Here is a 24,896-nt window from a genome sequence, read left to right as displayed (position 1 = left end):
GCTCAGCGCCCCTCCCCGCCGGTGACAGGCGGTACAGCGGGTGGATCATCGATACGCAGGCTGTGCAGCACCTGCTCGTCGCCGTTGCGCACCACGTCGATGCGCGTGGCGGCCGCCACGTCAGGGCGTAGCCGCCCGGCCAGGGCCGCGCGCAGGCTGGCTGCACGCTGCAGCGCAATCGCCTGCCGGGCCTCGTCCGTCGCCAACAGCAGCCGGCCGCCGTTGCGTGCGGTCAGCGCCTGGGCCGCTTTTTCCAGCACCGCCGCGGTGCCCTCGGCCAGGCGCGCCGAGTCGCGCTCGAACAGGCCTTGCCCGAGTTCGATGGCGGCCCCGCGCGGGGCGTCCGCCGGGGCGACGATCTCGCCCGCCGGCATCACCACGCCGAAGTCGAAGCGCACCGGCAGCCCCGGCGTGATCCGCCGCACCAGCGGATTGGGCGTGGTGAAGCGGGCCCCGGACGGCAGCGTGGACGGATCCACTTTCAGGATGAAGTTGCGGCCGCGTGCACCGCCGCCCTGGATGCCGACCAGGTGGAAGCGCCCGAAGGCATCGGTCTCCATCAGCAGGCCTTCCACGGCCGCCACGCGCACGCCCGGGATACCGCGTTCGCCCGGTTCCTGCACGCCGTTGCCGTTGCGGTCATCGAATACCGTGCCGACCACCAGGCTCTCGTCCAGCAGCGGATCGGCGCTGATGTCGACGTCGGCCGAGGCGATGTTGCCGATGCTGCGGTTCTGCCCGTCGATGGCGGTGATGCGGTTGGTGTGCACGCCGGTGCCGGTGCCGGCACCGACCCGCAGGTAGTACACCACCGTGGCACTCTCACCGACGGCGATGTCGATGCCGTCGATGCGCAGCGGCTGCACGCCGCTGGTGCGCGCGGCATTGTCGGCATCGCTCACCGAGAACCCGCCGCTGACGAAGCTGAAGCCCGGCGGCAGCGTATCCAGCAGGGTGGCGCCGTTGGCGTCCACCTCGCCCACGTTGTCGATGGTGACCGTGTAGCGCACCAGGTCGCCGATCTGCGCACTGCGCTTGGCGGCGGTCTTGGTCAGCCGCAGCGTGGCCTGCTCCCCGGCCACCGTCACCGACACGTTGGCTTCGGCGCACACCGGGGTGGGGATCGACACGTCGCAGATCCGGTAACGGAAGCTGTCGGTGCCGAAGAAGCCACCGGAAGGCGTGTAGGTGCAGCGGCCATTGGCGCACTGCACGCTGCCGCGGGTCGGGGCGACCACCACCTGCAGCGATGCAGGATCCAGCGCCGCCGTGCGTGTGCTGTCGTTGGCCAGCACGTCGATCACCAACGGACCGCTGGTTTCGGTGGTGATGGCATCGTCGGACAGCACCAGCACGTTCTCCGCGACCGTGACGCTGACCGTGGCACTGGCGCACAGGGTGGGATCGGCCGCCTCGCAGACCTGGTAATCGAAGCTCTGCTGGCCGGCGAAGTTGGCCAGCACGGCGAAGCGGATACGTGCGCGGGCCATCACTTCCGCCGTACCGAACGGCGGCGGCGAGGTGATGGTCAGCACTACGCCATCCGGATCGATCGGATTGCCATCCATGCGGTCGTTGCCCAGCACGTCGATCTCCACCACGCCGTTCTGCGGCATGTCGATCGCATCGTCCTGCGCCACCACCCGGTCGATGCTGGCGACCACGGTGACGGTGACCGTGCCGGTGTCGCACACGGTCGGCTGGCCCACCAGGCACAGCGTGTAGGTGGTGCTGTAGCTGCCCGGCGACAGGCCGCCGGCCACGCTCAACGCGCCATCGGCGGCGAAGCTGAGTTCGGCGGTGTTCACCGGCGCGAAGTCGACCTGCGCCGGATCCAGCGGCGCACTGTTGAAGGTGTCGTTGCTGAACACATTCAACAGGTTCGGTGCGGCCTGCCCGGCCGGCAGCGGTCCGCCGCTGTCATCCACCGCCAGCAGGGCGCCTACCGGCCCCTGTACCAGTACGCTGATGATCGCCGTGGAGCAGTTGCCGGGCACGCCGTTTTCGCACAGCTGGTAGCTCAGCTGCACCTGGCCCGGCTGCACGCCCGGCGCCACCATCAGCTGGCCCTGGTTGTTCATCGTGTAGCCCGGCGTGCTGCCGACCAGGGTCGCGGTGACGCTGCCCACCGGCGGTGGTGCGGCCCCGTTCCAGGTGTCGTTCTCCAGCACCGAGCGGGCGATGGTGCCGCCTACCGACGGATCCACCGGTGTCGCAGTGAAGTCGTCGTTGACCGCCAGCACCACGTTGGTCGCCACCGTCATGTTCACCGTGGCAGTTCCGCACACCGCCGCATTCGGCGCCGGCAGGCAGACCTGGTAGGTGAAGCTGATCGTGCCGCTGGTACCGGCCGGCGGGGTGTAGCTGAAACTGCCATCGGGGTTGAACACCAGCCCGGCCGGTGTGCCGCCCACTACGCTGTAGGTAGACCCGGGTGGCACGTTGTCGTTGTTGCCGACATTGCCACTGGTGGTCTGCCCTGCGGCCGCGGACACGCTGTCGGCAGCCGGTGCAGGGGTCAACAGCAGCGACACCTGTGCCGAATCGCAGTTGGTCGGCGCTGCCGCCTCGCACACCTGATAGGTCAGCGTGACCGCACCGGACGGCGTGCCGGCCGGGATGACGATCGTACCGTTGGCGTTGATCGCATAGCCGGCGGGAGCGCCGACCAGACTGAGCACGACGGTCCCCGATGCCGGCGGCGTCGCACCGTTCAGCGTGTCGTTGTCCAGCACGCTGGGCGTGGTGCTGCCCGGCAGCAGCGGCGTGGCGCTGAAGTCATCGGCCAGCGCCGACAGCGCGCCGTTGTTGACGTTGAGCGTCACCGCCGCGGTCGCGCACACCGCACCATTCGGGGCGGGCAGGCACACCTGGTAGGTGAAACCGACCTGCCCGCTGGTACCCACCGGCGGGGTGTAGGTGAAGCTGCCATCGGTGTTGAACACCAGCCCCGGCGGCGTGCTGCCCACCACGCTGAAAGTGGAACCGGGCGGCAGGTTGTCATTGTTGCCGACATTGCCGCTGACCGGCTGGCCGGCCGGCGTGGACACCACGTCAGCCACCGGTACCGGCGTCAGCACCAGGGTGATCGAGGCACTGGCGCAGTTGCCCGGCGCTGCCGCTTCGCAGACCTGGTAAGTGAGCGTGACCGGACCGCTGATGCCACCGGACGGCACCACCAGCGTGCCATCGGCATTGATCGCAAAACCGGCCGGGGCGCCGACCAGGGTCAGTACCACGCTGGATGCGGCCGGGGGCGATACGCCATTGAGCGCATCATTGGCCAGCACGCTGGGCGTGGGGCCACCGGGCAGTACCGGGGCGCCACTGAAGTCATCGTCTGCCGCCAGCAGCGTGCCGGTGTTGACGTTGACGGTCACGCTGGCCGTAGCGCAGGTCGATGCGTACGGTGCCGGCAGGCAGACCTGGTAGGTGAAGCCCACCGGGCCGCTGACGCCGACCGGCGGGGTGTAGCTGAAGCTGCCATCGGCATTCAGCACCAGCCCGGCCGGCGTACTGCCGACCACGCTGAAGGTGGAACCCGGCGGCACGTTGTCGTTGCTGCCGACGTTGCCGCTGACCGGCTGGCCGACCGGCGTGGACACCACGTCGGCCACTGCCACCGGCGACAGCACCAGCGCCACGCTGGCGGTGGTGCAGTTGGTCGGTGCCGCGGCCTCGCACACCTGATAGGTCAGGGTGACCGCACCGGAGAGCGTGCCCGCAGCGGTGGCGATGCTGCCATCCGGATTGATCACGAAGCCTGCAGGTGCCCCCACCAGGCTCAGCACCACGCTGGCAGCCGGCGGCGGCGTGACGCCATTCAAGGCATCGTTGGCCAGCACGCTGGGCGTACTGCCGCCAGGCGCGAAGGGCGCGTTGCTGAAATCATCGTTGCCGGCAACCAGCGAGCCGATACCCACGTTGAAGGTCACGCTGGCCGTGCCGCAGACGCTGCCGTTTGGCGCCGGCAGGCACACCTGGTAGGTGAAGCCGACCGGGCCACTGGTGCCGGCCGGCGGCGTGTAGCTGAAGCTGCCATCGGCGTTGAACGACAGCCCCGCAGGCGGCGTGCCGACCACGCTGAAGGTCGAACCGGCGGGTACGTTGTCATTGCCACCGACAGTGCCACCGAGGGTCTGGCCCGCGGCCACGGCAAGGCTGTCGGCCACCGGGACAGGGGTCAGCAGCAGCGACACCGTCGCGGTGTCGCAGTTGGCCGGCGCCGCCACTTCACACACCTGGTAGGTCAGCGTCACCGCACCGGACAGCGTGCCGGCCGGCGTGATGACGGTGCCATCGGGATTGATCGCATAGCCCGCTGGCGCACCGACCAACGACAGCGTGACGCTGCCGGCGGCCGGGGGGCTGGCACCGTTCAAGGTGTCGTTGGCCAGCACGCTTGCGGCAGTGGTGGCACCGGGCAGCAGCGGCGTGGCGCTGAAGTCATCGGCCAGCGCGGCAAGCGCCCCGTTGTTGACGTTGATGGTCACCGAGGCAGTGCCGCACACCGCCGCGTTCGGCGCGGGCAGGCACACCTGGTAGGTGAAGGTGACCGCGCCGGTGGTGCCCAGCGGTGGGCTGTAGGTGAAGCTGCCATCGGCATTGAACACCAGGCCGGCAGGCGCAGTGCCCACCACCGAGAACAGCGAGCCCACCGGCACGTTGTCATTGCTGCCGACGTTGCCGGCCACCGGCTGCCCGGCCGGCGTGGAGACCACGTCGTTGACCGGTGCCGGGCTGACCACCAGCGTGACCGTCGCGCTGTCGCAGTTGCCAGGTGCTGCCACTTCGCAGACCTGGTACGTCAGCGTGACCGGTCCGGACAGCGTCCCGCCCGGCACGCTGATCGTGCCATCGGCATTGATCACATAGCCGGCCGGTGCACCGACCAGCGACAGCGACACCGCTGCAGCCGCCGGTGGCGTAGCGCCATTCAAGGTGTCGTTGGCGAGCACGCTGGGCGTGGGGCCACCCGGCACGACAGCGGTGCCACTGAAGTCATCGGCGGTCGCCACCAGCGTGCCGTTGTTGACGTTGAGGGTGACCGATGCGGTGCCGCATACCGTGCCGTTCGGTGCTGGCAGGCAGACCTGGTAACTGAAGACCACCGCACCGGTGGTGCCCACCGGCGGGGTATAGGTGAAGCTGCCATCTGCGTTGAACAGCAGGCCAGCGGGCGGCGTGCCCACCACGCTGAACAGCGAACCCGGCGGCACGTTGTCATTGCTGCCGACGTTGCCGCTCACCGGCTGACCGGCCAGTGTGGACACCACGTCGGCCACCGCCACCGGCGCCAGCAGCAGCGACACCGATGCGGTAGTGCAGTTGCCCGCCGCGGCAGCTTCGCAGATCTGGTAGGTCAGCAGCACGGGGCCGGACGCCGCCGTGGCCGGGGTGGCGATACTGCCATCGGGATTGATCACGAAGCCGGACGGCGCACCGACCAGGCTCAGCACGATGGTCGAGGAAGCCGGCGGGCTGACTCCGTTCAACGCGTCATTGCCCAGCACGCTGGGCGTGGTGCCACCGGGCAGCAGCGGCGTGGCGCTGAAGTCATCATTGCCGGCCAGCAGCGAACCGCTGCCGACGCTGACGGTCACGCTTGCCGTGCCGCACACGCTGCCGTTCGGCGCCGGCAGGCACACCTGGTAGCTGAAGCTTAGCGGCCCCACGGTGCCCAGCGGCGGGGTGTAACTGAAGCTGCCATCGGCGTTGAACGACAGCCCCGCAGGGGTGGCGCCCTGCACGCTGAAGGAGGACCCGGTCGGCACGTTGTCGTTGCTGCCGACATTACCGGTGACGGTCTGGCCCGCAGCAACGGATACCGAATCCGCCAGCGGCTGCGGCTGCAGCACCAGCGACACCGTGGCGGTATCGCAGTTGGTCGGTGCGGCCACTTCACAGACCTGGTAGGTCAGGGTCACCGCACCGGAGGCGCTCCCGGTGACGATCGTGCCATCGGCGTTGATGGCATAACCGGCCGGTGCGCCGACCAGCGACAGCGTGACCGTACCCGGCGCAGGCGGCGTGGCACCGTTCAAGGTGTCGTTGGCCAGCACGCTGGACGCGGTGGTGCTGCCGGGCAGCAACGGCGTGCCGCTGAAATCATCCGCCACCGCGGCAAGGGCGCCGTTGTTGACGTTGATCACCAGGATCGCGTTGCCGCAGACGCTGCCGTTCGGCGCCGGCAGGCACACCTGGTAACCGATGCTGACCGGCCCGGTGGTGCCCAACGGGGGCGTGTAGCTGAAGCTGCCATCGGCATTGAACACCAGCCCACCCGGCGGGGTGCCGAGCACCGAGAACAGCGCGCCCGCCGGCACGTTGTCGTTGCTGCCAACCTCGCCCACGACTGCCTGGCCGGCGGGGGTGGAGACCACATCGTTGGCCGGTGCCGGGGTCACCAGCAGCGTGATCGCGGCACTGTCGCAGTTGCTCGGCGCGGCGACTTCGCAGACCTGGTACGTCAGCGTGACCACGCCGGACAGCGTGCCGGTAGGCACGCTGAGGGTGCCATCGGGATTGATCGCATAGCCGGCCGGCGCGCCGACCAGGCTGAGGGCCACCGCCGCGGCCGCTGGCGGCGTCGCACCGTTGAGGGTGTCGTTGGCCAGCACGCTCGGCGTGGTGCCGCCGGGCACCACCGCGATGCTGCTGAAGTCATCGTCCACCGCGCTCAGTGCGCCGTTGTTGACGTTGATGGTGACGGTGGCGATGCCGCAGGTGGTGCCGTTCGGTGCAGGCAGGCAGACCTGGTAGCTGAAGGTGACCGGGCTGGCCACGCCGGCCGGCGGGGTGTAGCTGAAGCTGCCATCGGCGTTGAAGAGCAGGCCGGTCGGCGGCGTGCCGACCACGCTGAACAGCGCGCCCGGCGGCACGTTGTCATTGCCGCCGACATTGCCGCTGAGCGGCTGGCCCGCCAGCGTGGAGACCACGTCCGCCACCGGCACCGGCGTCACCAGCAGTGCGACCGTTGCGGTATCGCAGTTGGTCGGCGCCGCCGCTTCGCAGAGCTGGTAGGTCAGGGTGGCTGCACCGGACGGCGTGCTGCCCAGCGTGGAGATCGTGCCATCGGCGTTGATCGCATAACCGGCCGGTGCACCGACCAGGCTCAGCAGCACATCGCTGGCCAGCGGCGGCGTCGTGCCGTTCAGGGCATCGTTGGCCAGCACGCTGGGCGTGCTGCCACCGGGCACCAGCGGGGTGCCGCTGAAGTCATCGTCGGCCGCCGCCAGGGTGCCGGTATTGACGTTGAAGGTGACCGAGGCGTTGCCGCACACCGCCGCGTTCGGCGCCGGCAGGCAGACCTGGTAATCGACGCTCACCGGACCGACCACGCCCACCGGCGGGCTGTAGCTGAAGCTGCCATCGGGGTTGAACAGCAGGCCGGCCGGGGTGCTGCCGACCACGCTGAACACTGCGCCTGCCGGCACGTTGTCATTGCTGCCGACGTTGCCGTTGACCGCCTGGCCAACTGCAACGGAAACCGTATCGGCAACCGGCTGCGGCTGCAGCACCAGCGACACCGTGGCGGTATCGCAGTTGGTCGGCGCTGCGGCTTCGCACAGCTGGTAGGTCAACGTGACCGCACCGGACTGCGCGCCGATCGGCGTGCTGATGACGCCGGCTGCGCTGATCAGATACCCAACCGGGGCACCCACCAGGCTCAGGTTCACCGTGCCCGCAGCCGGCGGGGTGACGGTATTGAGGGTGTCGTTGAGCAGCACGCTCGGCGTGCTCGCACCGGCCAGCAGCGGCGTGCCGGTGAAATCGTCGGCGAGCGCCGTCAGCGCGCCATTGTTGACATTGACGGTGACCGACGCGGTGCCGCACACCGCCGCGTCCGGAGCAGGCAGGCAGACCTGGTAATCGAACTGCACCGGGCTGGTCACGCCCACCGGCGGGTTGTAGCTGAAGCTGCCATCGGCGTTGAACAGCAGCCCGGCCGGCGGCGTGCCGAGCAGTGAGAACACCGCCCCGACCGGCACGTTGTCGTTGCCGCCGACACTGCCGGCGACCGCCTGGCCCGCCGACGTCGACACCACGTCATCCTGCGGCACCGGCGTCAGCAGCAGCGACACCTCGGCGCTGTCGCAGTTGCCGGGCACGGCCACTTCGCACAGCTGGTAGGTCAGGGTCAGCGCGCCCGACAGCGTGCCGCTGGGGATGCTGATCGTGCCGTCTGCGTTGATCGCGTAACCGGCCGGCGCACCGACCAGCGACAGCTGCACGGCAGCCGCAGCGGGCGGCGTGGCGCCGTTCAACACGTCGTTGACCAGCACGCTGGGCGTGCTGCCACCGGGCAGCAGCGCAGTGCCGCTGAAATCATCGGCCACCGCTTCCAGCGCACCGTTGTTGACGTTGATCGTCACCGCCGCGGTGCCGCACACCGTGCCGTTCGGCGCCGGCAGGCACACCTGGTAGCTGAAGCTGACCGGACTGACGACGCCGGCCGGCGGAGTGAAGGTGAAGCTGCCATCGGCGTTGAACACCAGCCCGCTCGGCGCGGTGCCGACGACGCTGAACAATGCGCCAGCGGGCAGGTTGTCGTTGCTGCCGACATTGCCGCTGACCGGCTGGCCTGCCAGCGTGGACACCACATCGGCGACCGGCTGCGGAACCAGCACCAGCCCGACGTTGGCGGTGGCGCAGTTGCCCGGCGCGGCCGCTTCGCACAGCTCATAGACCAACGTGACCGCGCCCGACGGGGTGACCAGCGGGGTGGAAATCGTGCCATCGGCATTGATGGCATAGCCGGCCGGCGCGCCGACCAGGCGCAGGGTCACGTCGGCCGCGGCCGGCGGGCTGACGCCATTCAACGCATCGTTGGCCAGCACGCTGCCCGCGGTGGTGGCACCGCCCGGCAGCGGCGCGCCGCTGAAGTCATCGTCGGCGGCCAGCAGGGCGCCGTTGTTGACGGTCAGCGTCACCGTGGCGATGCCGCATACGCCGGCATTCGGCGCGGGCAGGCAGACCTGGTAGTCGAAACTGACCGGACTGGGCGCGGCCACCGGCGGGGTGTAGCTGAAGCTGCCATCGGCATTGAACGACAGCCCGGCCGGCGCCGTGCCGATCACGCTGAAGACCGCGCCGGCCGGCACGTTGTCATTGCCGCCGACGTTGCCCAGCACGCTCTGCCCGGCCAGCACGGTAAAGGCGTCGGCGCCCGGTACGGGGGTCAGCACCAGCGATACCGGCGCGGTGTCGCAGTTGGTCGGTGCGACGGCTTCGCAGACCTGGTAGGTCAGGTTCACCGCACCTGCCACCGCGCCGGTCGGCGTGGTGAGCGTGCCATCGGCGTTGATCACATAGCCTGCGGGCGCACCCACCAGGCTCAGCACCACGCTGGCGGCGGCCGGCGGGGTGGTGTTGTTCAAGGTGTCGTTGGCCAGCACGCTGCCGGCGGTGGTGCCGCCGGGCAGCAACGGTGTGGCACTGAAGTCATCGCCCAGCGCTGACAGTGCGCCGTTGTTGACGTTGATGGTCACCGAGGCGGTGCCGCATACCGTTGCATCCGGCGCCGGCAGGCAGACCTGGTAGTCGAAGGTCACCGGACTGATGACTCCCGCTGGCGGGGTGTAGGTGAAGCTGCCATCGGGGTTGAACACCAGCCCGCCCGGTGCAGCGCCTACCAGCGTGTAGGCAGAGCCGGCCGGTACGTTGTCATTGATGCCCACCGCGCCACTGACAGCCTGTCCCGCAGGCGTGGAGGCGATGTCGTCTGCCGGCTGCGGGGTCAGCAGCAGGGACACCGTGGCGGTATCGCAGTTGGTCGGTGCGGCGGCTTCGCACAGCTGGTAGGTCAGCTGCACGCGGCCGGTCGCGGTGCCGGTGGGCAGGCTGATCGCGCCATCGCCGGCAATGGCGTAGCCGGCCGGCGCGCCGACCAGGGACAGCACCACGTCCGCCGGTGCCGGCGGGCTGACGGTATCGAGGCTGTCGTTCACCAGCACGCTGGTGGTCACGCCACCCGGCAGCAATGCCGTGCCGCTGAAGTCATCGTCCGCTGCAACCAGCGCGCCGTTGTTGACGTTGAGGGTGACGGTGGCGATGGAACAGATACCGCCGTTCGGCGCCGGCAGACAGACCTGGTAATCGAACGTCACCGGGCTGACCACGCCCAGCGGCGGGGTGTAGGTGAAGCTGCCATCGGCATTGAACACCAGCCCGGCGGGTCCGGCACTGGTCAGCACGAAGGTCGAGCTGGGCGCGATGTTGTCGTTGCTGCCGACGTTGCCGGAAACCGGCTGGCCGACCTGGGTGGATACCGCATCGGCCACGGCCTGCGGCGACACCAGCAGCACGACGCTGGCGGTATCGCAGTTGGACGGCAGCGCCGCTTCGCACAGCTGGTAGGTCAGGCTGACCGCGCCGGCCTGGGTGCGGGCGGCGATGCTGATCACGCCGTCGCTTGTGATGCTGAAACCTGCCGGCGCAGCGGGCAGCGACAGCAGCACGCTGGCCGGATCGGGCGGGCTCACGCCGCTCAGTGCGTCGTTGGCCAACACCGAGGTCGTGCTGCCACCGCTGACCGGGTTGATCGGCGTGGCAGTGAAGTCATCGTCCACTGCCAGCAAGGTGCCGGCATTGATGTTGATGCTGACGTTGGCGGTGGAGCACAGCGCTGCATACGGGGCCGGCAGGCACACCTGGTAGCTGAAACCGACCGGGCTCGGCACGCCGGCCGGCGGGGTGTAGCTGAAGGTGCCGTTGCCGTTGAACAGCAGCCCGTCCGGCGTGGCGCCGGTCACGCTGAACTGCGAGCCCATCGGCGCGTTGTCGTTGTCGCCGACGCTGCCGTTGAGCACCTGCCCGGCCGGCGTGGACAGCGCATCGTCCTGTGCCTGCGGGGTCACCACCACGGTGACCTGCGCGCTGGCGCAGTTGCCGCTGGCGGCGTTTTCGCACAGCTGGTAAGTCAACACGTTGACCCCGGCGGTGGCCGACGCCGGCACCTGCAGCAGGCCGTCGGCGGTAAGTGCATAGCCGCTGGGGGCACCGACCAGGCTCACGCTGACGCTGGCTGCCGCAGGCGGCGACGCGCCGTTCAAGGTGTCATTGGCCAGCACGCTGACCGTGGTGATGCCACCGGGCGCCAGTGGCGCGCCGCTGAAGTCGTCGGCCAGCGCGATGAGGTTGCCGGCGTTGACGTTGATCGTCGCTGCGGCGGTGCTGCACAGGCCGGTGTCCGGCGCCGGCAGGCACACCTGGTAGCTGAAGCTCACCGGCCCGGTGAAGCCGTCGGTGGGCGAGAACAGGAAGCTGCCGTCCGGGCTGAACGACAGACCATCCGGCGCGGTGCCGTTGACCGTGTAAACGGCGCCGATCGGCGCATTGTCATTGGTGCCTACGTTGCCGGCCAGCAGCTGTCCGGCCGGCGTGGAGAACACATCGGCCTGCGCCTGCGGCGCCACCAGCAGGGAAATCTGCGCGCTGTCGCAGTTGCTCGGCAGTGCGGCCTCGCACAGCTGGTAGGTCAGCGCCACCGCACCCGCCATGGCGCCCGCGGCCACCGACAGCGTGCCATCGGCGGCCAGGGTGTAGCCGGCCGGCGCATTGAGCAGGCTCAGCTGCACCGCCGTCGATGCCGGCGGCGTGCTGCCGTCCAGGCTGTCGTTGCCCAGCACGCTGGCAGTGCTGCCGCCCAGCGTCGGATCCACCGGCGTCGCACGGAAATCATCGTCGTTGGCCACCAGCGTGCCGGCGTTGACGTTCAACGTCACCGTGGCGGTGGTGCACACCAGGGTATTCGGCGCAGGCAGGCACACCTGGTAGGCGAACGTGACCGCCCCCTGGGTGCCCACCGGCGGGGTGTAGACGAAGCTGCCATCGGGGTTGAACACCAGCCCGGCAGGTGCCGTGCCGCTGACCTCGAAGGCACTGCCCGCCGGCACGTTGTCATTGCCGGCCACGCTGTTGGCCAGCGGCACGCCGACCTGGGTGCTGAAGTTGTCGTTGTTGGCGACCGGGCTCAGCAGCAGCAGCACCGCCGCCGAACTGCAGTTGCCGGGCAGCGCGACTTCGCACATCTGATAATTGAGTTCCACCTGCCCCGCCGCCGCGCCACCGGGCACGGAGATCGTGCCGTTGGGATTGACCACGTAGCCGCTCGGTGCGCCGACCAGGCTCAGCACGACCTCGGACGGATCCGGCGGAATGGCGCCGTTGTGGGTGTCATTGGCCAGCACGCTGTTGGTGGTGCCGCCTGCATTGGCGTCCAGGACCAGCGAACGGAAGTCATCGTCGTTGGCTTGCAGCGTGCCGGCGTTGACGTTGATCGTCACCGTCGCGGTGGCGCACACGGCGGTTTCCGGCGCCGGCAGGCAGACCTGGTAATCGAAGGTGGCCGCGCCGGTGAACAACGCCGGCGGCGTATAGGTGAACGCACCGTCGGCGCTGAACACCAGGCCGACCGGCGCGGTGCCCTGCACGCTGAAGGTCGAGCCCGCCGGGGCGTTGTCGTTGATCGCAACGTTACCGCTGACCGCACGGCCGGCATTGGTCGACAGCACGTCATCCACCGCATCCGGGGTGATCACCACGGTGATGGTGGCGGCATCGCAGTTGCTGGTGCCCGCTTCGCACAGTTGGTAGGCCAGGGTGACGATGCCCGCCTGCGCGCCGGCCGGCACGCTGAGTTCGCCGGTCGGCTGCAGGGTGAAGCCCACCGGCGCCGCGCCCGTCAGCGCCAGGGTCACCTGCGCTGGTACCACGGGCACGCCGTTGACCGTGTCGTTGGCGGTGACCGCAGCGGTCAGGCCGCCGGCCGCGCCGGCCGGGGCGGCACTGAAATCATCGTCACTGGCCGCCACCACGGCTGCAGCCACGTTGAAGGTCGCCGTGGCGGTATCGCATACCGCCGCATTCGGCGCCGGCAGGCACAGCTGGTACTGGAAACTGTCCTGCCCCGTGTAGGCAGCCAGTGCGGTATAGCTGAAGCCGCCATCGGCATCGACCGTGGCGGTGCCGTTGGCCGGGCCGACCAGCAGGCTGTAGGTGCTGCCGGCCGGCGCGTTGTCGCCGGTGGTCAGCACGCCCGGCAGCGGCACGCCGGCGGTGGCGGTAAAGGTGTCGCCCACCGCGTCCGGCGCGATCACCAGCTGCACGCTGGCCAGGTCGCAGTTGGTCGGCACCGCCGCTTCGCACAGCTGGTAGTCGAGGGTCTGCGCGCCGGCCGCCGCGCCCGCGGCGACGGTGATCTGGCCGTTGGTGGCGATACTGTAGGCGCCCGGTGCGCCCTGCAGCGACACCACCACCTGGGCCGGCGTCACCAGCACGCCATTGAGCAGGTCATTGGCCAGCACGCTGGGCGTAGTGCCGCCGCTGGATGGCAGCGCCGTGCTGACGATGTCGTCCAGTGCATCGATCGTATTGGCCGCGACCTGCACGCTCACCGTCGCGGTATCGCAGACCGTCGCGTTCGGTGCAGGCAGGCAGACCTGGTAGGCGAAGGTATCCGCGCCGGTGTTGCCCCCGGTGGGCGTGTAGGTGAACGCACCGGAGGCATCCATCACCACCGTGCCCCGCGTTGGCTGGGTCGGCACGCTGAACAGCGCGCCGCTGGGGGCGTTGTCGTTGCCGGCGACGCTGCCGCCCACCGCTTGCCCGGCCCCGGGCGTGGTGACGCTGTCGTTGGCCGCATCCGGACTGACCACCAGCGACACGTTGGCGGTGGCACAGTTCGCCGGTACTGCCGTTTCGCAGACCTGGTAGGTGAGATCGACCGCGCCCGCCGCAGCGGTGGGCGCAACCGTGATCACCCCGTTCGGGGCGATGCTGTAACCGGCCGGCGCACCGACCAGGCTCAGCTGCACCGTGGCCGGCACGCTGATCGGCTGCCCGCCCAGGGTGTCGTTGCCGATCACCGACGGCGTGCTGCCACCGGTACCGGGCGCGAACGGCGCGGCGACGACATCGTCGACGGCGACCAGCGGATTGGCATTCACCAAAATGCTGGCAGTGGCCGTGGCGCAGGCGGTCGCATCCGGTGCAGGCAGGCACACCTGGTACTGGAACGATACCGGTGCGGTGATGCCGCCAGCGGGCGCCAGCACGAAGCTGCCATCGGCATTGAACGTCAGCCCTGCCGGCGGCGCGCCCAGCAGCGAGAACACCGAGGTGGCCGTTGCGTTGTCGTTGGTCGCCACCGTCTGCGCGTAGCTCGGCGTGCTGGCGGCCACGCTGTAGCTGTCGTTCACTGCCGACGGTGCCACCGCGAACGTGGCGGTGGCGGTGGAACAGTTGCTCGGCGAAATCCGTTCGCAGATCTGGTAGGTGAGTGCGTTGCGGCCAGCGGGTGCGCCGCTGGGCACGCTGATCACGCCGTTGCCATCGATGCTGAAACCGGTAGGCGCGTTCTGCAGGGTCACGATGAGGTCGGCCGCCACCACGGCCACGCCGGCCAGCGTGTCATTGGTCAGCACGCTGGGGGTGGTACCGCCGGTGGCCGGCAGCGCGGCGGCGAAACTGTCGGCCACCGCCAGCAGCGCGGCGGGCTGCACGGTGATCGCGGGGGTACTGGCGCTGTTGTCGCCCGGGGTCGGATCGGTGGTGCCGGGCGGCAGGATCAGCGCGGCGGTGTTGGCCGGGATGGTGGCCGGCGTAGCGGCCGGCGCGGTGGCGGTGACCACCACCGACACGCTGTCGCCCACGCCAACGTTGACCAGTGCATTGATGCTGTTGCCGGTGCCATTGGCCACCGCGCACGAAGACAACGGCGAGGCCGGCGTACAGGTCCAGCTGACATTGGCCAGCAGCGCAGGCACGGCGTCGCTGACGGTGACACCCAGCGCGCTGGACGGCCCCTGGTTGCCGACCTGGATCTGGTACTGCACCTGCCCGCCGGCGGCGACCGTGGTCGGCCCCAGGATGCTCTTGGACACGCTCAGCTGGGCCTGCAGGGCCAGCACGTTGCTGTCGGTGGCGCTGTTGTTGCCCGGCGCGATGTCGCCGATGTCGGCCGGAGGGGCCACGTTGGCGGTGTTGCTCAGCGGGCTGGGATAGGTCTGCGCCAGCAGCGTGGCCGGCATCAGCAGCGCCAGCAGGCAGGCACCCCACCCTGCGTGGGCGTGGCGTGCCGTGCGTCGTGTGCCGTGCTGGTCAACCATGGCCATGCCCTCTTCTTCGCCTGCTGCGGCCGCCACTGCGTTGGGTACGCGTCGTGCCGATCCGTCCTTGTTGCGGGTGGCGCGCGGTCCGCTGCGCGCCCGTTCCATTGCTGCTGCCCGCCGCTAGTACGCGGCGGGATTGCTGCTGAACACCACCGGCACGCTGATCGTGGCGCTGCCGCCGTTGAGCAGGTCCACGCCCACGCTGATGCTGTTGCCGCCCACCGCTCCGCCGCTGGCCACCGCGCAGGCGCTGCCTGCACTGGCACTGCAGGTCCAGGCCGCGCTCAGCGTGGCGCCATTGGGCAAGGTGTCGTTGACCACCGCGGCGGTGACCGCGTCTGGACCGCCATTGCTGACCACCAGCGTGTACGTGGCGGCACCACCGGGCGTGTAGCTGCCGCTGCCGTCGGTCTTGGTGATCGAAAGATCGGCCTGGCGGGTGCGGTTGACGATGCGGCAGACCAGCGCCACCGGCGTGGCGGTGACCGCCGGCGCCTGCAGGGTGAAGCTGTTGCCGGTGCCGAAACTGACGACCGTGCCGTCCTGGTTCGCGCATTGCCAGGTACTGGCGTAGCGCTCCAGCACCGTGCCGGCAGCGGCGGTTTCCGCCATTGCGTAGGTGCCGCCGGCCACCGTCACCACCGCAGCGGTGGCACCGTTGTTGCCGACATTCGCCGCCGAACCGACCACGCTGCCGTTGTAGTTGATGGCCAGGTTGAAGCGGCCGGTATCGCTGCTCGGCTGCAGTTCCTTGACCAGCTGCAGGGTGGCCGCGCAGGCCTGGGTCACGCCTTCAACGGTGAACACCGCCTGGCCGATGCGGATGCCGAGCAGCCCGAGCAGGTTGTCGACCACCCCGCCCAGCAGCGCGGTCAGCACGGGGGTGACCAGCGTATTGACCGCCGTGCGGATCGGCTGCAGCAGCGTGCTGACCAGCGTGTTCACCAGGTCGGCCACCGGCAGCGGCAACGGCAGCGCACCCAACAGGGTCACCGTGGGATTGCCGCTGGTGACCTGGATGTTGAGCGAGTTGACCAGCGTGGACACCATCGTGGCGGCGCTGACGGTGCCGGCCGACAAGGTGCGTGTCTGTGGATACGGCCCGGTGAAACTGGCCGACTGCAGCCCCGGCGTTGCCGTGGCGAAGCCGCGGATGCTGACCGCCAACGGCACCGAGACATCGGCGACGGGAATGTTCAGCAGCGTGGTGACCCGCACGGTGACGTTGAGCGAGGTCAGCGTGGCGGGTGTCAGCGCACTCTCGGTGAGTACCAGCGAGCGGTTGAAGAAGGTCGCGTCGCTGATCTGGCCGACGTACAGGTTCACCAGCCCGGGCCGCGCCTGCAGGGTGACCGCGTTGCCGACCAGGTTGACCGCCGAGATCGTGCCTTCGGCGCGGGCGATGTCCGCATACACCTGCAGGTGCAGCACGCTGGCGCTGATGTTGGCGTTGGACACCTTCACCAGGCCGAGCACGTTGAGATTGTTGAGCAGGCCGGTCAGCGCGGCGACGTTGAGTCCCTGCGCGAGGTCCAGATCCAGCTTCACCCGGATCGCCGAACTGTGGAACGCGCTGCCGAGCGGTCCGCAGGTGTACACCGGACGCTCCACCACCTGCAGCCACAGACGGACATTGGCCACGCCGGTCAGGCCGAGCGCTGCGGTGTTGACCGTGATCGGCGTCGGCGTGGTCAACACGTTGCTGAAGTTGTACAGCTGCACGCTGCCGGTCAGCAGGTCCAGCACGTTGAGCCGCACCGTGGTGAGCGAGCCGGTTGGCAGGGCGATCTGCAGCAGATCACCGAGGCGGATGCTGCCGGTGGCGCCGGCCACGCCCAGTGGCAGTGCGTTGAGGATGTTGGCCGCCACGGTCTGGTTGTCGGCCTGCAGTACCGCCACCATCGCCGCGCGCAGCGTGCCCAGGCTGATCGCGGTGTTGAGCACCTGGCTCGGATCGCTGACCTCCACCCCGCCGTTGAGCTGGGTGATCAGGGCGTTGAGGTTGAGGTTGGCGCCGGCCAGGCTGTTCCAGTCGACCGCGGTGAGATTGATCGTGGTGCCCGGCAGCAGTGCACCGAACAGCAGGTTGAGGACCGGGCTCTGGGTGGAATCGACCGAAGCCAATCGCGGCCCGGCACTGACGCAGGCACCCGCGGTACACGCTGATGTGCCCTGCGCATGTGCCCTGCCCGCACAGGCAAGCGCAATCAACATGACGGCGATCACGGTTATCTGCCGCCATAATGACGATATCTTCACGCCATTCACATCAACCATTCCCGTGCTCCGTGCAGTTTCCAGCGGCAGCACCACGCCCCGGCGGCGGAATGCATCCGTCACCTGAACAAACTCGATACTGGCCGGTTGAATCCCGGGTTTACGTTTAAGCCCGGTTCGAGGTGATTAATACGGGGCGCGGGAAAACCGTCAAACAGGACGGCGTGAATATGGAGGGCAGTATTGCTGGCCTGTAGTCCAGGGGAAGGCCGGCACGGTTGCTACGGATACGCAGGACAGCGTTTCTGTACAGCCGCAAAAAGAATCACTTCCCGGTAAGCAGTGCTTGCCAAGACATGGAGAGGGGTGCCCAATGAAGGACATGTGCGACAGAATCCGACGCTCGCGATTGACCGCCGGACTATCTCAATCACAATTGGCGCAGGAAACCGGCGTACGCCGCAGCGCAGTGGCCCAGTGGGAACGCGAGGGCGGAACCTCGCCGAGTGTGACGCATTTGGCACAAATCGCGATTGTGACCCAGGTTTATTTTGAATGGCTGGCGACAGGACGTGGACCTGGTCGCCCGGAAGACGGAATCGATCTGCCATTGCCCGAAACAAAACCCGATGTCGGTCGCCATCCGCATGAAACCGAGATTCTCTGCCTGCTGCGTCGAATGACGCCGCGCAAACGCCAGGTGGCGCGGGCGATCATCGAAATGCTGGAGGATTGATTCGGGGTGGGTGACGGTAGCGCCGGGCCAGGCCCGGCGGGCGCAGCGGGAAAGGCGTGACGGCCAGCGGCCGTCACTACCGGGCGTGGTCTGACGGCCAGCGGCCGTCACTACCGGGTGCGGCCGTCACCGGGGCGGTCGTCACCCACCGTCATCCTGCCTGTGGCAGCGACCAGTCGATCGGTGTCTGTCCGCGGCGCTGCAGGTACTCGTTGGTCGCGGAGAAATGGCTGCAGCCGAGGAAGCCGCGGTGGGCGGACAGCGGTGAGGGATGCGGTGCCTTCAATACCCGATGGCGCTGGGTGTCGATGACCTTGCCCTTCTGCTGCGCATAGCTGCCCCACAGCAGGAACACCAGGCCCTCGCGTTCGCGGTTGAGCGCTTCCACCACGTGGTCGGTGAAGCCTTCCCAGCCGCGCTTCTGGTGCGACCCGGCGTTGCCCTCTTCCACCGTCAGCACGGCATTGAGCAGCAACACGCCCTGCCGCGCCCAGGGCAGCAGGCAGCCATGGTCCGGCCGCGGAATGCCGAGGTCGCGCTCGATTTCCTTGTAGATGTTCAACAGCGACGGCGGCACCGGCACGCCGGGCTGCACCGAAAAACTCAGGCCATGCGCCTGCCCTCGCCCGTGATAGGGATCCTGGCCCAGGATCACCAGCTTGGTGGCATCGAACGGGGTGGCGTCGAAGGCGGCGAAGATCTGCGGGCCGGGCGGGAACACGTTCACGCCGCTGGCCTTGCGCTGGCGCAGGAAGTTGCCGAGCTCGCGCATCTGCGGCTGCAGCAGCCAATCGCCGACCTGTGCTTTCCAGCTCGGTTCGAGCTGGATGGAGGGGGGTACTGCTTCGTTCATCACACCACGGATCTTGGATTCAATCGGGACAGTCGCAACTGGAACAGGACCTTGGTCACCAGCAGGCGCTCTTCGATCGGCTTGAGCACCAGGTCGTTGGCACCGGCCTGCAGCAGCGCCGTCTGGTTGAGCGGATTGCCGTCGCCGGTCATCACCAGCACCGGCAGGCGACGCTTGCCATAGCCGAAATCCACCCGCACCCGCTCCACCAGGTCGCGTCCGCTGAGCTCGCCCTTCAGGGTCACGTCGGTGAGCACCAGGTCGATCCGGTGCTGGTTGCGGCCCAGCGACTCGGCGGTGAGCAGGGTCACGGCCTCTTCGGCGGTCATCACGTGCAGCACGTTGAGCTGCTGGCGCTCGAGCATCCGCTTGGTGGCTTCGGCCACCACCCGGCTGTCTTCCACGTACAGCAGCGTGGCACCGGGAATGATCGCCGGCTGCACGTAGCCGCGGATGAAGGCGGCCAGTGCTTCGTGGCCCAGCGACTTGTCGAAGTAATCGGTGACGTAGTCGGTGAAGCGGCGCTGTTCAAGATGCGACTGCGCATCGCCGGACACCACGATCACCGGCACATAGGCCTGCCCCGCCGATTCGCGCACGGTCTTGGCCAGTGCCAGCCCGTCACCATCGGGCAGCGACAGCGAGGTGGTGACCAGGTTGACCGGCCCATCCGCCAAGGCCTGGCGTGCCTCTTCGATGCTGGCGCAGCCAACCACCTGGACGCCGGGCAGGTCGCGCTGCAGCACGTCGGCGATCAGCTTGCGGACCAGCCGCGAGCCGTCGACGACCATGACCCGGGTGGCATCGTCGTGCAGGTGCTTCAGTGCTTGCGGCTGCATGCGGAGGACTCAGGTCTCGGTGGGGCGCGTCTGGCGCAGGAAGTGTCCGGTGACCAGCCATGCACCCAGCCAGCCCACCAGCACGATGGCCAGCAGCACGACCGACGAATGCAGCAGGTCCAGTCCCTTCAGCGCGAACGGACTGGCGTAGCTTTGCGACAGCTGTGCCAGCGGCCCGGCGAGTGCGGCGCCGGCGCCGGCGAGCAGGCCCAGCGCGACCAGTCCCGCCCCCAGGCCGTACCACGCGCCCAGGTACAGGAACGGGCGCCGGATGAAGCCATCGCTGGCGCCCAGCAGCTGCAGCACGCCGATCTCTTCGCGGCGCGCCTGGATGTCCAGCCGCACCGTGTTGCCGACCACCAGCACCGCGCCGAGGCCGAGCAGCACCGACAGCACCTGCACCAGCCGCGCGCCGAACGCCAGCCAGCCGTCCAGGCGGGTGCGCCACAGCGCATCGTGCTGCACCAGGTCGGCCTGCGGCAGGGTGCCCAGTGCGCGCGCCAGGCGCGCATCGTCAGCCTTCTGGGCCGGTGTCACCACCAGCAGGCTGGGCAGCGGATTGGACTGCAGGGCATCGATCGCCTCGCCGAGGCCGGCGTTTTCGCGGAGTTCTTCCAGGCCCTGTTCCGGTGTGCGCAGGGCCACCGCGGCAACGTCGTCGCGCGCCCGCAGCTCGGTGGCCAAAGAGGCCGCGCTGGCCGCATCCAGCTCGGCCTTCAGGAACAGGTTGATGTCACGCGACTGCTGCACGCTGCCGGTGAAGTGCTTGAGGTTGTCCAGCGCGATCGACAGGCCCAGCGGCAGTGCCAGTGCAAGCGCCATGACCATCACCGTCAGCAGCGTCGCCCACGGCTTGCGGAACGCGCGACCCAGGCTGAACACCACGCTGTGCATGTTGTGCTGCCACCAGATGCCCAGTCCGGACGGTGCCGTCGCCGTGGTGTTGGCGTTGCGCTCGGGCGCAGGAGCGGATTCGGTGCTCATTCGGCAAGATCCTGCGGCGAGATGTCGTCCACCAGCCGACCATGGTCCAGGATCAGCACGCGCTTGCGCATGCGCCGCAGCAGGGCCAGGTCATGGCTGACCACCAGCACGCTGGTGCCGCGCGCGGGCAGCTCGGCGAACAGCGCCATGATTTCAGCGGCCAGGGTCGGGTCGAGGTTGCCGGTCGGTTCGTCGGCCACCAGCAGGCGCGGTTCACCGACGATCGCACGGGCGATCCCCACGCGCTGCTGTTCACCGGCAGACAGCTGCGACGGCAGGGCCTTTTCGCGGTGCCCCAGGCCCATGCGCTCCAGCACCGAACGCACGCGCTTGCCGATGTCGGCACGCCGGGTGCCGCGCAGGATCAGCGGCAGCGCCACGTTCTCGGCGATGCTGCGGTCCATCAGCAGGCGGTGGTCCTGGTAGACCGCGCCCACCTCGCGCCGATGCCGTGGCACGTCGCCACCGCGCACCTTCAGCAGGTTGCGCTCATTGAACACCACCGCGCCGCGGCTGGGCCGCTCGTCAAGGTGGATCAGTTTCAGCAGGGTGCTCTTGCCCGCGCCGGAATGGCCGGTGACGAACACCATCTCGCCGGGCGCCACGTCGAAGCTGACATCGGTCAGCGCCTCGTGTCCACCGGCATACTGTTTGCTTACGTTGTCGAACCGCAGGACGCTCATCCCCTGATTATGCAGGAGCGGCGCGGCGGATCGGTAGCGCCGGGCCATACCCGGCGAAAACCTTCCGGCATCGCGGCAGGGTCAGGCCCCGCAGCGAGGAAGGACGGAGACACCGCCGCCCCCGGCGTCCGGGGGCAGCGCCGCAGGCGCGGGGGTGTGGATGCTGCTGATGCGGGGTCCGCGGTTCGCACAGCGAACCGGGGAGCGACAGCGCGAATGCGCTGCCGCTTACCTGCTTACCCGCCCGCCAGCATCCGGCGGATCTTGCGGCCGATGCGGGTCAGGAAGGAATCGCCCGGGTCGGCACTGCGGACCGGCTTGGCCACTACCTGCACCGGCGCACCGTGCGCGGCGGTTGCGCCCTGGGGGTTCGCCCCTTCAGCACCTTCCAGCGGGCGGCCGTTGCGGCGACGACGGCGCTTGCGCGGCTTGCGCTCGCCATCCTGCAGCGCGGGGTCCTGCACGGCGCCGGTGTCGGCACGCGGCGGGCGCGGGGCCTGCACGGCGTCGACGGGGGCCGCCACGGCAGCATCGGCGCTGCCGGCCGCCGCTGCAGCAGCCTGCGACGGCGCCACGGCTGCGGCATCACCTTCCACGCGCGGCTTGCGCGGCGGACGCGGACGGCGTTCGCCGCTGCGCTCACCACTGCGTTCGCCACGGCCGGCAGACGGCTTGCCACCACGACCACCACCACGACGCTCCTCTTCGGCGGCACGCGCTTCGCGCGCTTCGCGGAAGATCTGGCTGACGCTTTCGTTCTCGTCGCCTTCCTCGCCCGGCGCAGGCGGCGCACGTTCCGGACGCGGCAGCGAGGTCAGCAGTTCGGCGGTCACCGCTTCGACCGGGATCTTCTGGTCGATATAGGCCTCGATATCCGGCAGGCCCATCGCATAGCGTTCGCAGGCGAAGCTGATGGCATCGCCTTCCTCGCCCAGGCGCGCGGTGCGGCCGATGCGGTGCACGTAGTCTTCGGCGTCGAACGGCAGATCGTAGTTGTAGACGTACTTGATGCCGTCGATGTGCAGGCCGCGGGCCGCCACGTCGGTGACCACCAGGATTTCCAGCTGGCCCTTCTGGAAGCGGTTCAGCAGGCTTTCGCGCTTCTTCTGCGGCACGTCACCGGACAGCACGCCGACGCGGTAGCCGGAACGTTCCAGCGCGCGCGCGACGCGCTCGACGAACACCTTGGTGTTGACGAACACCATCGTGCGCGCGCCTTCGCTGCGCGACAGCAGGCCGAGCAGCAGCGGGATCTTTTCTTCGTCGGCCGGGAAGTACATGCGCTGGCGCACGCGGGCGGCGGTGATGGATTCGCTTTCCACCACCATCTTCTGCGGCTCGTTCATGTGGTCGTACGCCAGTTCCAGCACGCGGTGGCTGAGCGTGGCGCTGAACAGCAGGGTCTGCCGGATGGTGCGCTCGGGCATGCGGCGCAGCAGGAAGCGAATGTCCTTGATGAAGCCCAGGTCGAACATGCGGTCGGCTTCGTCGAGCACGCAGATTTCGCAGGCGTGCAGCGATACCACCTTGTGCTGCTTGACGTAGTCGATCAGGCGGCCGGGGGTGGCGATGATCACGTCCACGCCCTGCTGCAGCAGCTCGCGCTGCTTGTCATAGTCCACGCCGCCGTACACCAGCGCGAAGCGCAGACCCAGGTCCGAACCCAGCTTCACCGCGTCCTTGTGGATCTGGATCGCCAGTTCGCGGGTGGGCGCCAGGATCAGCGCGCGCGGGTCTTCCGGCTTGCGGTCGGCCAGTGCCGGGCGGGTCAGCAGGCGGTTCACCACCGCGACCAGGAAAGCCAGCGTCTTGCCGGTACCGGTCTGTGCCTGGCCTGCGACATCGCCACCGGCGAGTGCGACCGGCAGCGTCAGCGCCTGGATCGGGGTGCAGCGGGTGAATCCGGCTCCTTCAAGACCGGCGTGCAATGCCGGATGCAGATCGAAGGAGGAAAAGGTCAAATCGGTCAGCGGTTTGTCGCTCATGTGTCCGTCTTGGTCTGGCCGCCACCTGCAATCGGGCGGCTCGGCGTCATCTGGGGGCTCCGTCGCAAACTGCGGCCCCTGCGGCGGGTCGGCGGGCCTTGGACCTTCGGGTCCCTTGCCGCTCAATGGAGCAGTTTAGCGTAATCGGGCCAGCAACCGGGCCCGAGCGTCTCACCAGACCGGGAGATGGAACCGCACGGCGCCTTCATCCACGCCACTGCCCGCTGAATCCGACCCCGGTGGCGCCTTGAGCGACCGACACCGGTTCCCTATTCCATAGGTGCGGACAGTGAAATGCGGCACATTCCGTCGGTCATATCGATCGCGATACGCTGGGTTCCAGCCGCCCACTGTCCGCCCGCGCCGATAGGGGTAAACTGCCGGCCGTGAGCGTCCAGGCATCCCGCCCAGCGCACCGTGGAGCCTGCTCCACCAGGCAACGACGAGGGTTGCGCCAGTCTGGCCCAGCCCAGTTCACCCACCTCCGGCCCCAGCCAGGTGCCCCACAAGACGAGAAACCAAGATGAGCGACAACGTTGTACATGTCAGCACCGCTGATTTCGAAAGCACCGTACTGAACTCCAAAGAGCCGGTCCTGGTTGATTTCTGGGCCGAATGGTGTGGCCCGTGCAAGATGATCGCCCCGGCGCTGGACGAACTGGCCGTTGCCTACGGTGGCCGCGCCAAGATCGTCAAGGTCAACGTCGACCACGAGCGCGACCTGGCCGTGAAGTACCACGTCCGTTCCATCCCCTACCTGGTCGTCTTCAAGGATGGCGAGAAGGTCGGTGAACAGGTGGGTGCAGTGGGCAAGGCCCAGCTGGCCGGCCTGCTCGACAAGGCATTGGCCTGAGGCCTGTGTTTCCCGGCAGCCGGTGACGCCGGCTGCCTGCAGCCCCTGCGCTGCCTGAATGTCGTGGCATCGCGGTGCTTGCAAGGCGCCGCGCGCCGGTGATAGTGTCGGCACATCCGGTCCGCGTTCGCGTGCCGCACCCGCTGGATGCAGTTCACTCCAGACCCCATCCCTTCGTTCGCCGCCCCAGCCGGGCGCTCGCACCTTCAAGCGAGGAATAACGCTCTTGTCCGATACCACTTCTGAAACCGGCAGCGCTGATGCGCCCGCCGAAAAGCGTGTGCGCAAGCCGCGCGTGACCAAGGCTGCCGCACCGGCGTCCGCCGAAACCAGTGCTCCGGCACAGGCTGGGCTGCCGCTGGCCAATGCGCCCGAAGCTCCCCGCCCCGCTCCGCCCCCCGCGCTCGCTGCAGCGGTCGCGGGGGTGGGAGCGGGGGGGGGGGCTTCGCGCGCTTATGTTTACGACAGACTGGCCGGTGTGGGCGTACTTGTTATGTCGGACGTAGTTGCTGCAGCCTCGGTTGCGAGAGGCCTGCGCCCAAGCCTTACAGCGTTCGCATTTCGGGTGCTATGTTCATGAGTGTTTACTACCGTACACAATTGTTAGCATATATTAGATCATATGCATCGCGA

General features: G+C 68.7%; 9 protein-coding genes. 2 read left to right on the top strand and 7 right to left on the bottom strand.

All coding sequences use genetic code 11. The features are described 5' to 3' along the window. Nucleotides 1–2: 2 nt before the first annotated feature. Both ABB28_RS04080 and ABB28_RS04075 read right to left on the bottom strand, forming a co-directional pair. Complete coding sequence (locus tag ABB28_RS04080; protein WP_161809853.1) at nt 3–15,116, bottom strand: Ig-like domain-containing protein; 15,114 nt, start codon at nt 15,114–15,116, stop codon at nt 3–5. Nucleotides 15,117–15,233: 117 nt separating this feature from the next. Then, a complete protein-coding gene (locus tag ABB28_RS04075; RefSeq protein ID WP_057507411.1) occupies nt 15,234–17,237 on the bottom strand; it encodes a DUF11 domain-containing protein in 2,004 nt (667 codons plus the stop codon). A gap of 466 nt (nt 17,238–17,703) precedes the next feature. Here ABB28_RS04075 and ABB28_RS17695 point away from each other — a divergent pair, with 466 nt between their 5' ends. Continuing rightward, nucleotides 17,704–18,066: a helix-turn-helix domain-containing protein gene (locus ABB28_RS17695; RefSeq protein WP_083491918.1), complete on the top strand. Its 363-nt coding sequence runs from the start codon at nt 17,704–17,706 to the stop codon at nt 18,064–18,066. A 151-nt stretch (nt 18,067–18,217) separates the two neighbouring features. Here the strand turns inward: ABB28_RS17695 and ung are convergent, their stop codons facing one another. From ung to rhlB, 5 genes are all read right to left on the bottom strand, one after another. Next, a complete protein-coding gene (gene ung, locus ABB28_RS04070) occupies nt 18,218–18,919 on the bottom strand; it encodes a uracil-DNA glycosylase (RefSeq protein WP_057507410.1) in 702 nt (233 codons plus the stop codon). Then, nucleotides 18,919–19,758 (bottom strand): response regulator, encoded by an 840-nt coding sequence (locus ABB28_RS04065; RefSeq protein WP_057507409.1) that lies wholly within the window; start codon nt 19,756–19,758, stop codon nt 18,919–18,921. The genes ung and ABB28_RS04065 overlap by 1 nt, the downstream gene beginning before the upstream one ends. 9 nt (nt 19,759–19,767) lie before the next feature. Then, the gene (gene ftsX / locus ABB28_RS04060) at nt 19,768–20,742 is read right to left on the bottom strand and encodes a permease-like cell division protein FtsX (RefSeq protein ID WP_057507408.1); all 975 of its coding nucleotides are present in this window, start codon (nt 20,740–20,742) and stop codon (nt 19,768–19,770) included. Further along, on the bottom strand, nt 20,739–21,425 hold the full coding sequence (gene ftsE, locus ABB28_RS04055; RefSeq protein ID WP_057507407.1) for a cell division ATP-binding protein FtsE: 687 nt from the start codon (nt 21,423–21,425) through the stop codon (nt 20,739–20,741). Before ftsE ends, ftsX begins: the two co-directional genes overlap by 4 nt. Before the next feature lie 236 nt (nt 21,426–21,661). After that, complete coding sequence (gene rhlB / locus ABB28_RS04050) at nt 21,662–23,410, bottom strand: ATP-dependent RNA helicase RhlB (protein WP_057507406.1); 1,749 nt, start codon at nt 23,408–23,410, stop codon at nt 21,662–21,664. Between the two features lie 523 nt (nt 23,411–23,933). Between rhlB and trxA the strand changes: the two genes are divergently transcribed. Then, nucleotides 23,934–24,263 (top strand): thioredoxin, encoded by a 330-nt coding sequence (gene trxA / locus ABB28_RS04045; protein ID WP_042612690.1) that lies wholly within the window; start codon nt 23,934–23,936, stop codon nt 24,261–24,263. Nucleotides 24,264–24,896: the final 633 nt, after the last annotated feature.

It is taken from the genome of Stenotrophomonas chelatiphaga, from assembly GCF_001431535.1.
Classification (GTDB): Bacteria; Pseudomonadota; Gammaproteobacteria; order Xanthomonadales; family Xanthomonadaceae; genus Stenotrophomonas; species Stenotrophomonas chelatiphaga.
The sequence above is the reverse complement of the archived record's forward strand: the minus strand, read 5'-3'. Positions and strand labels throughout refer to the sequence as shown.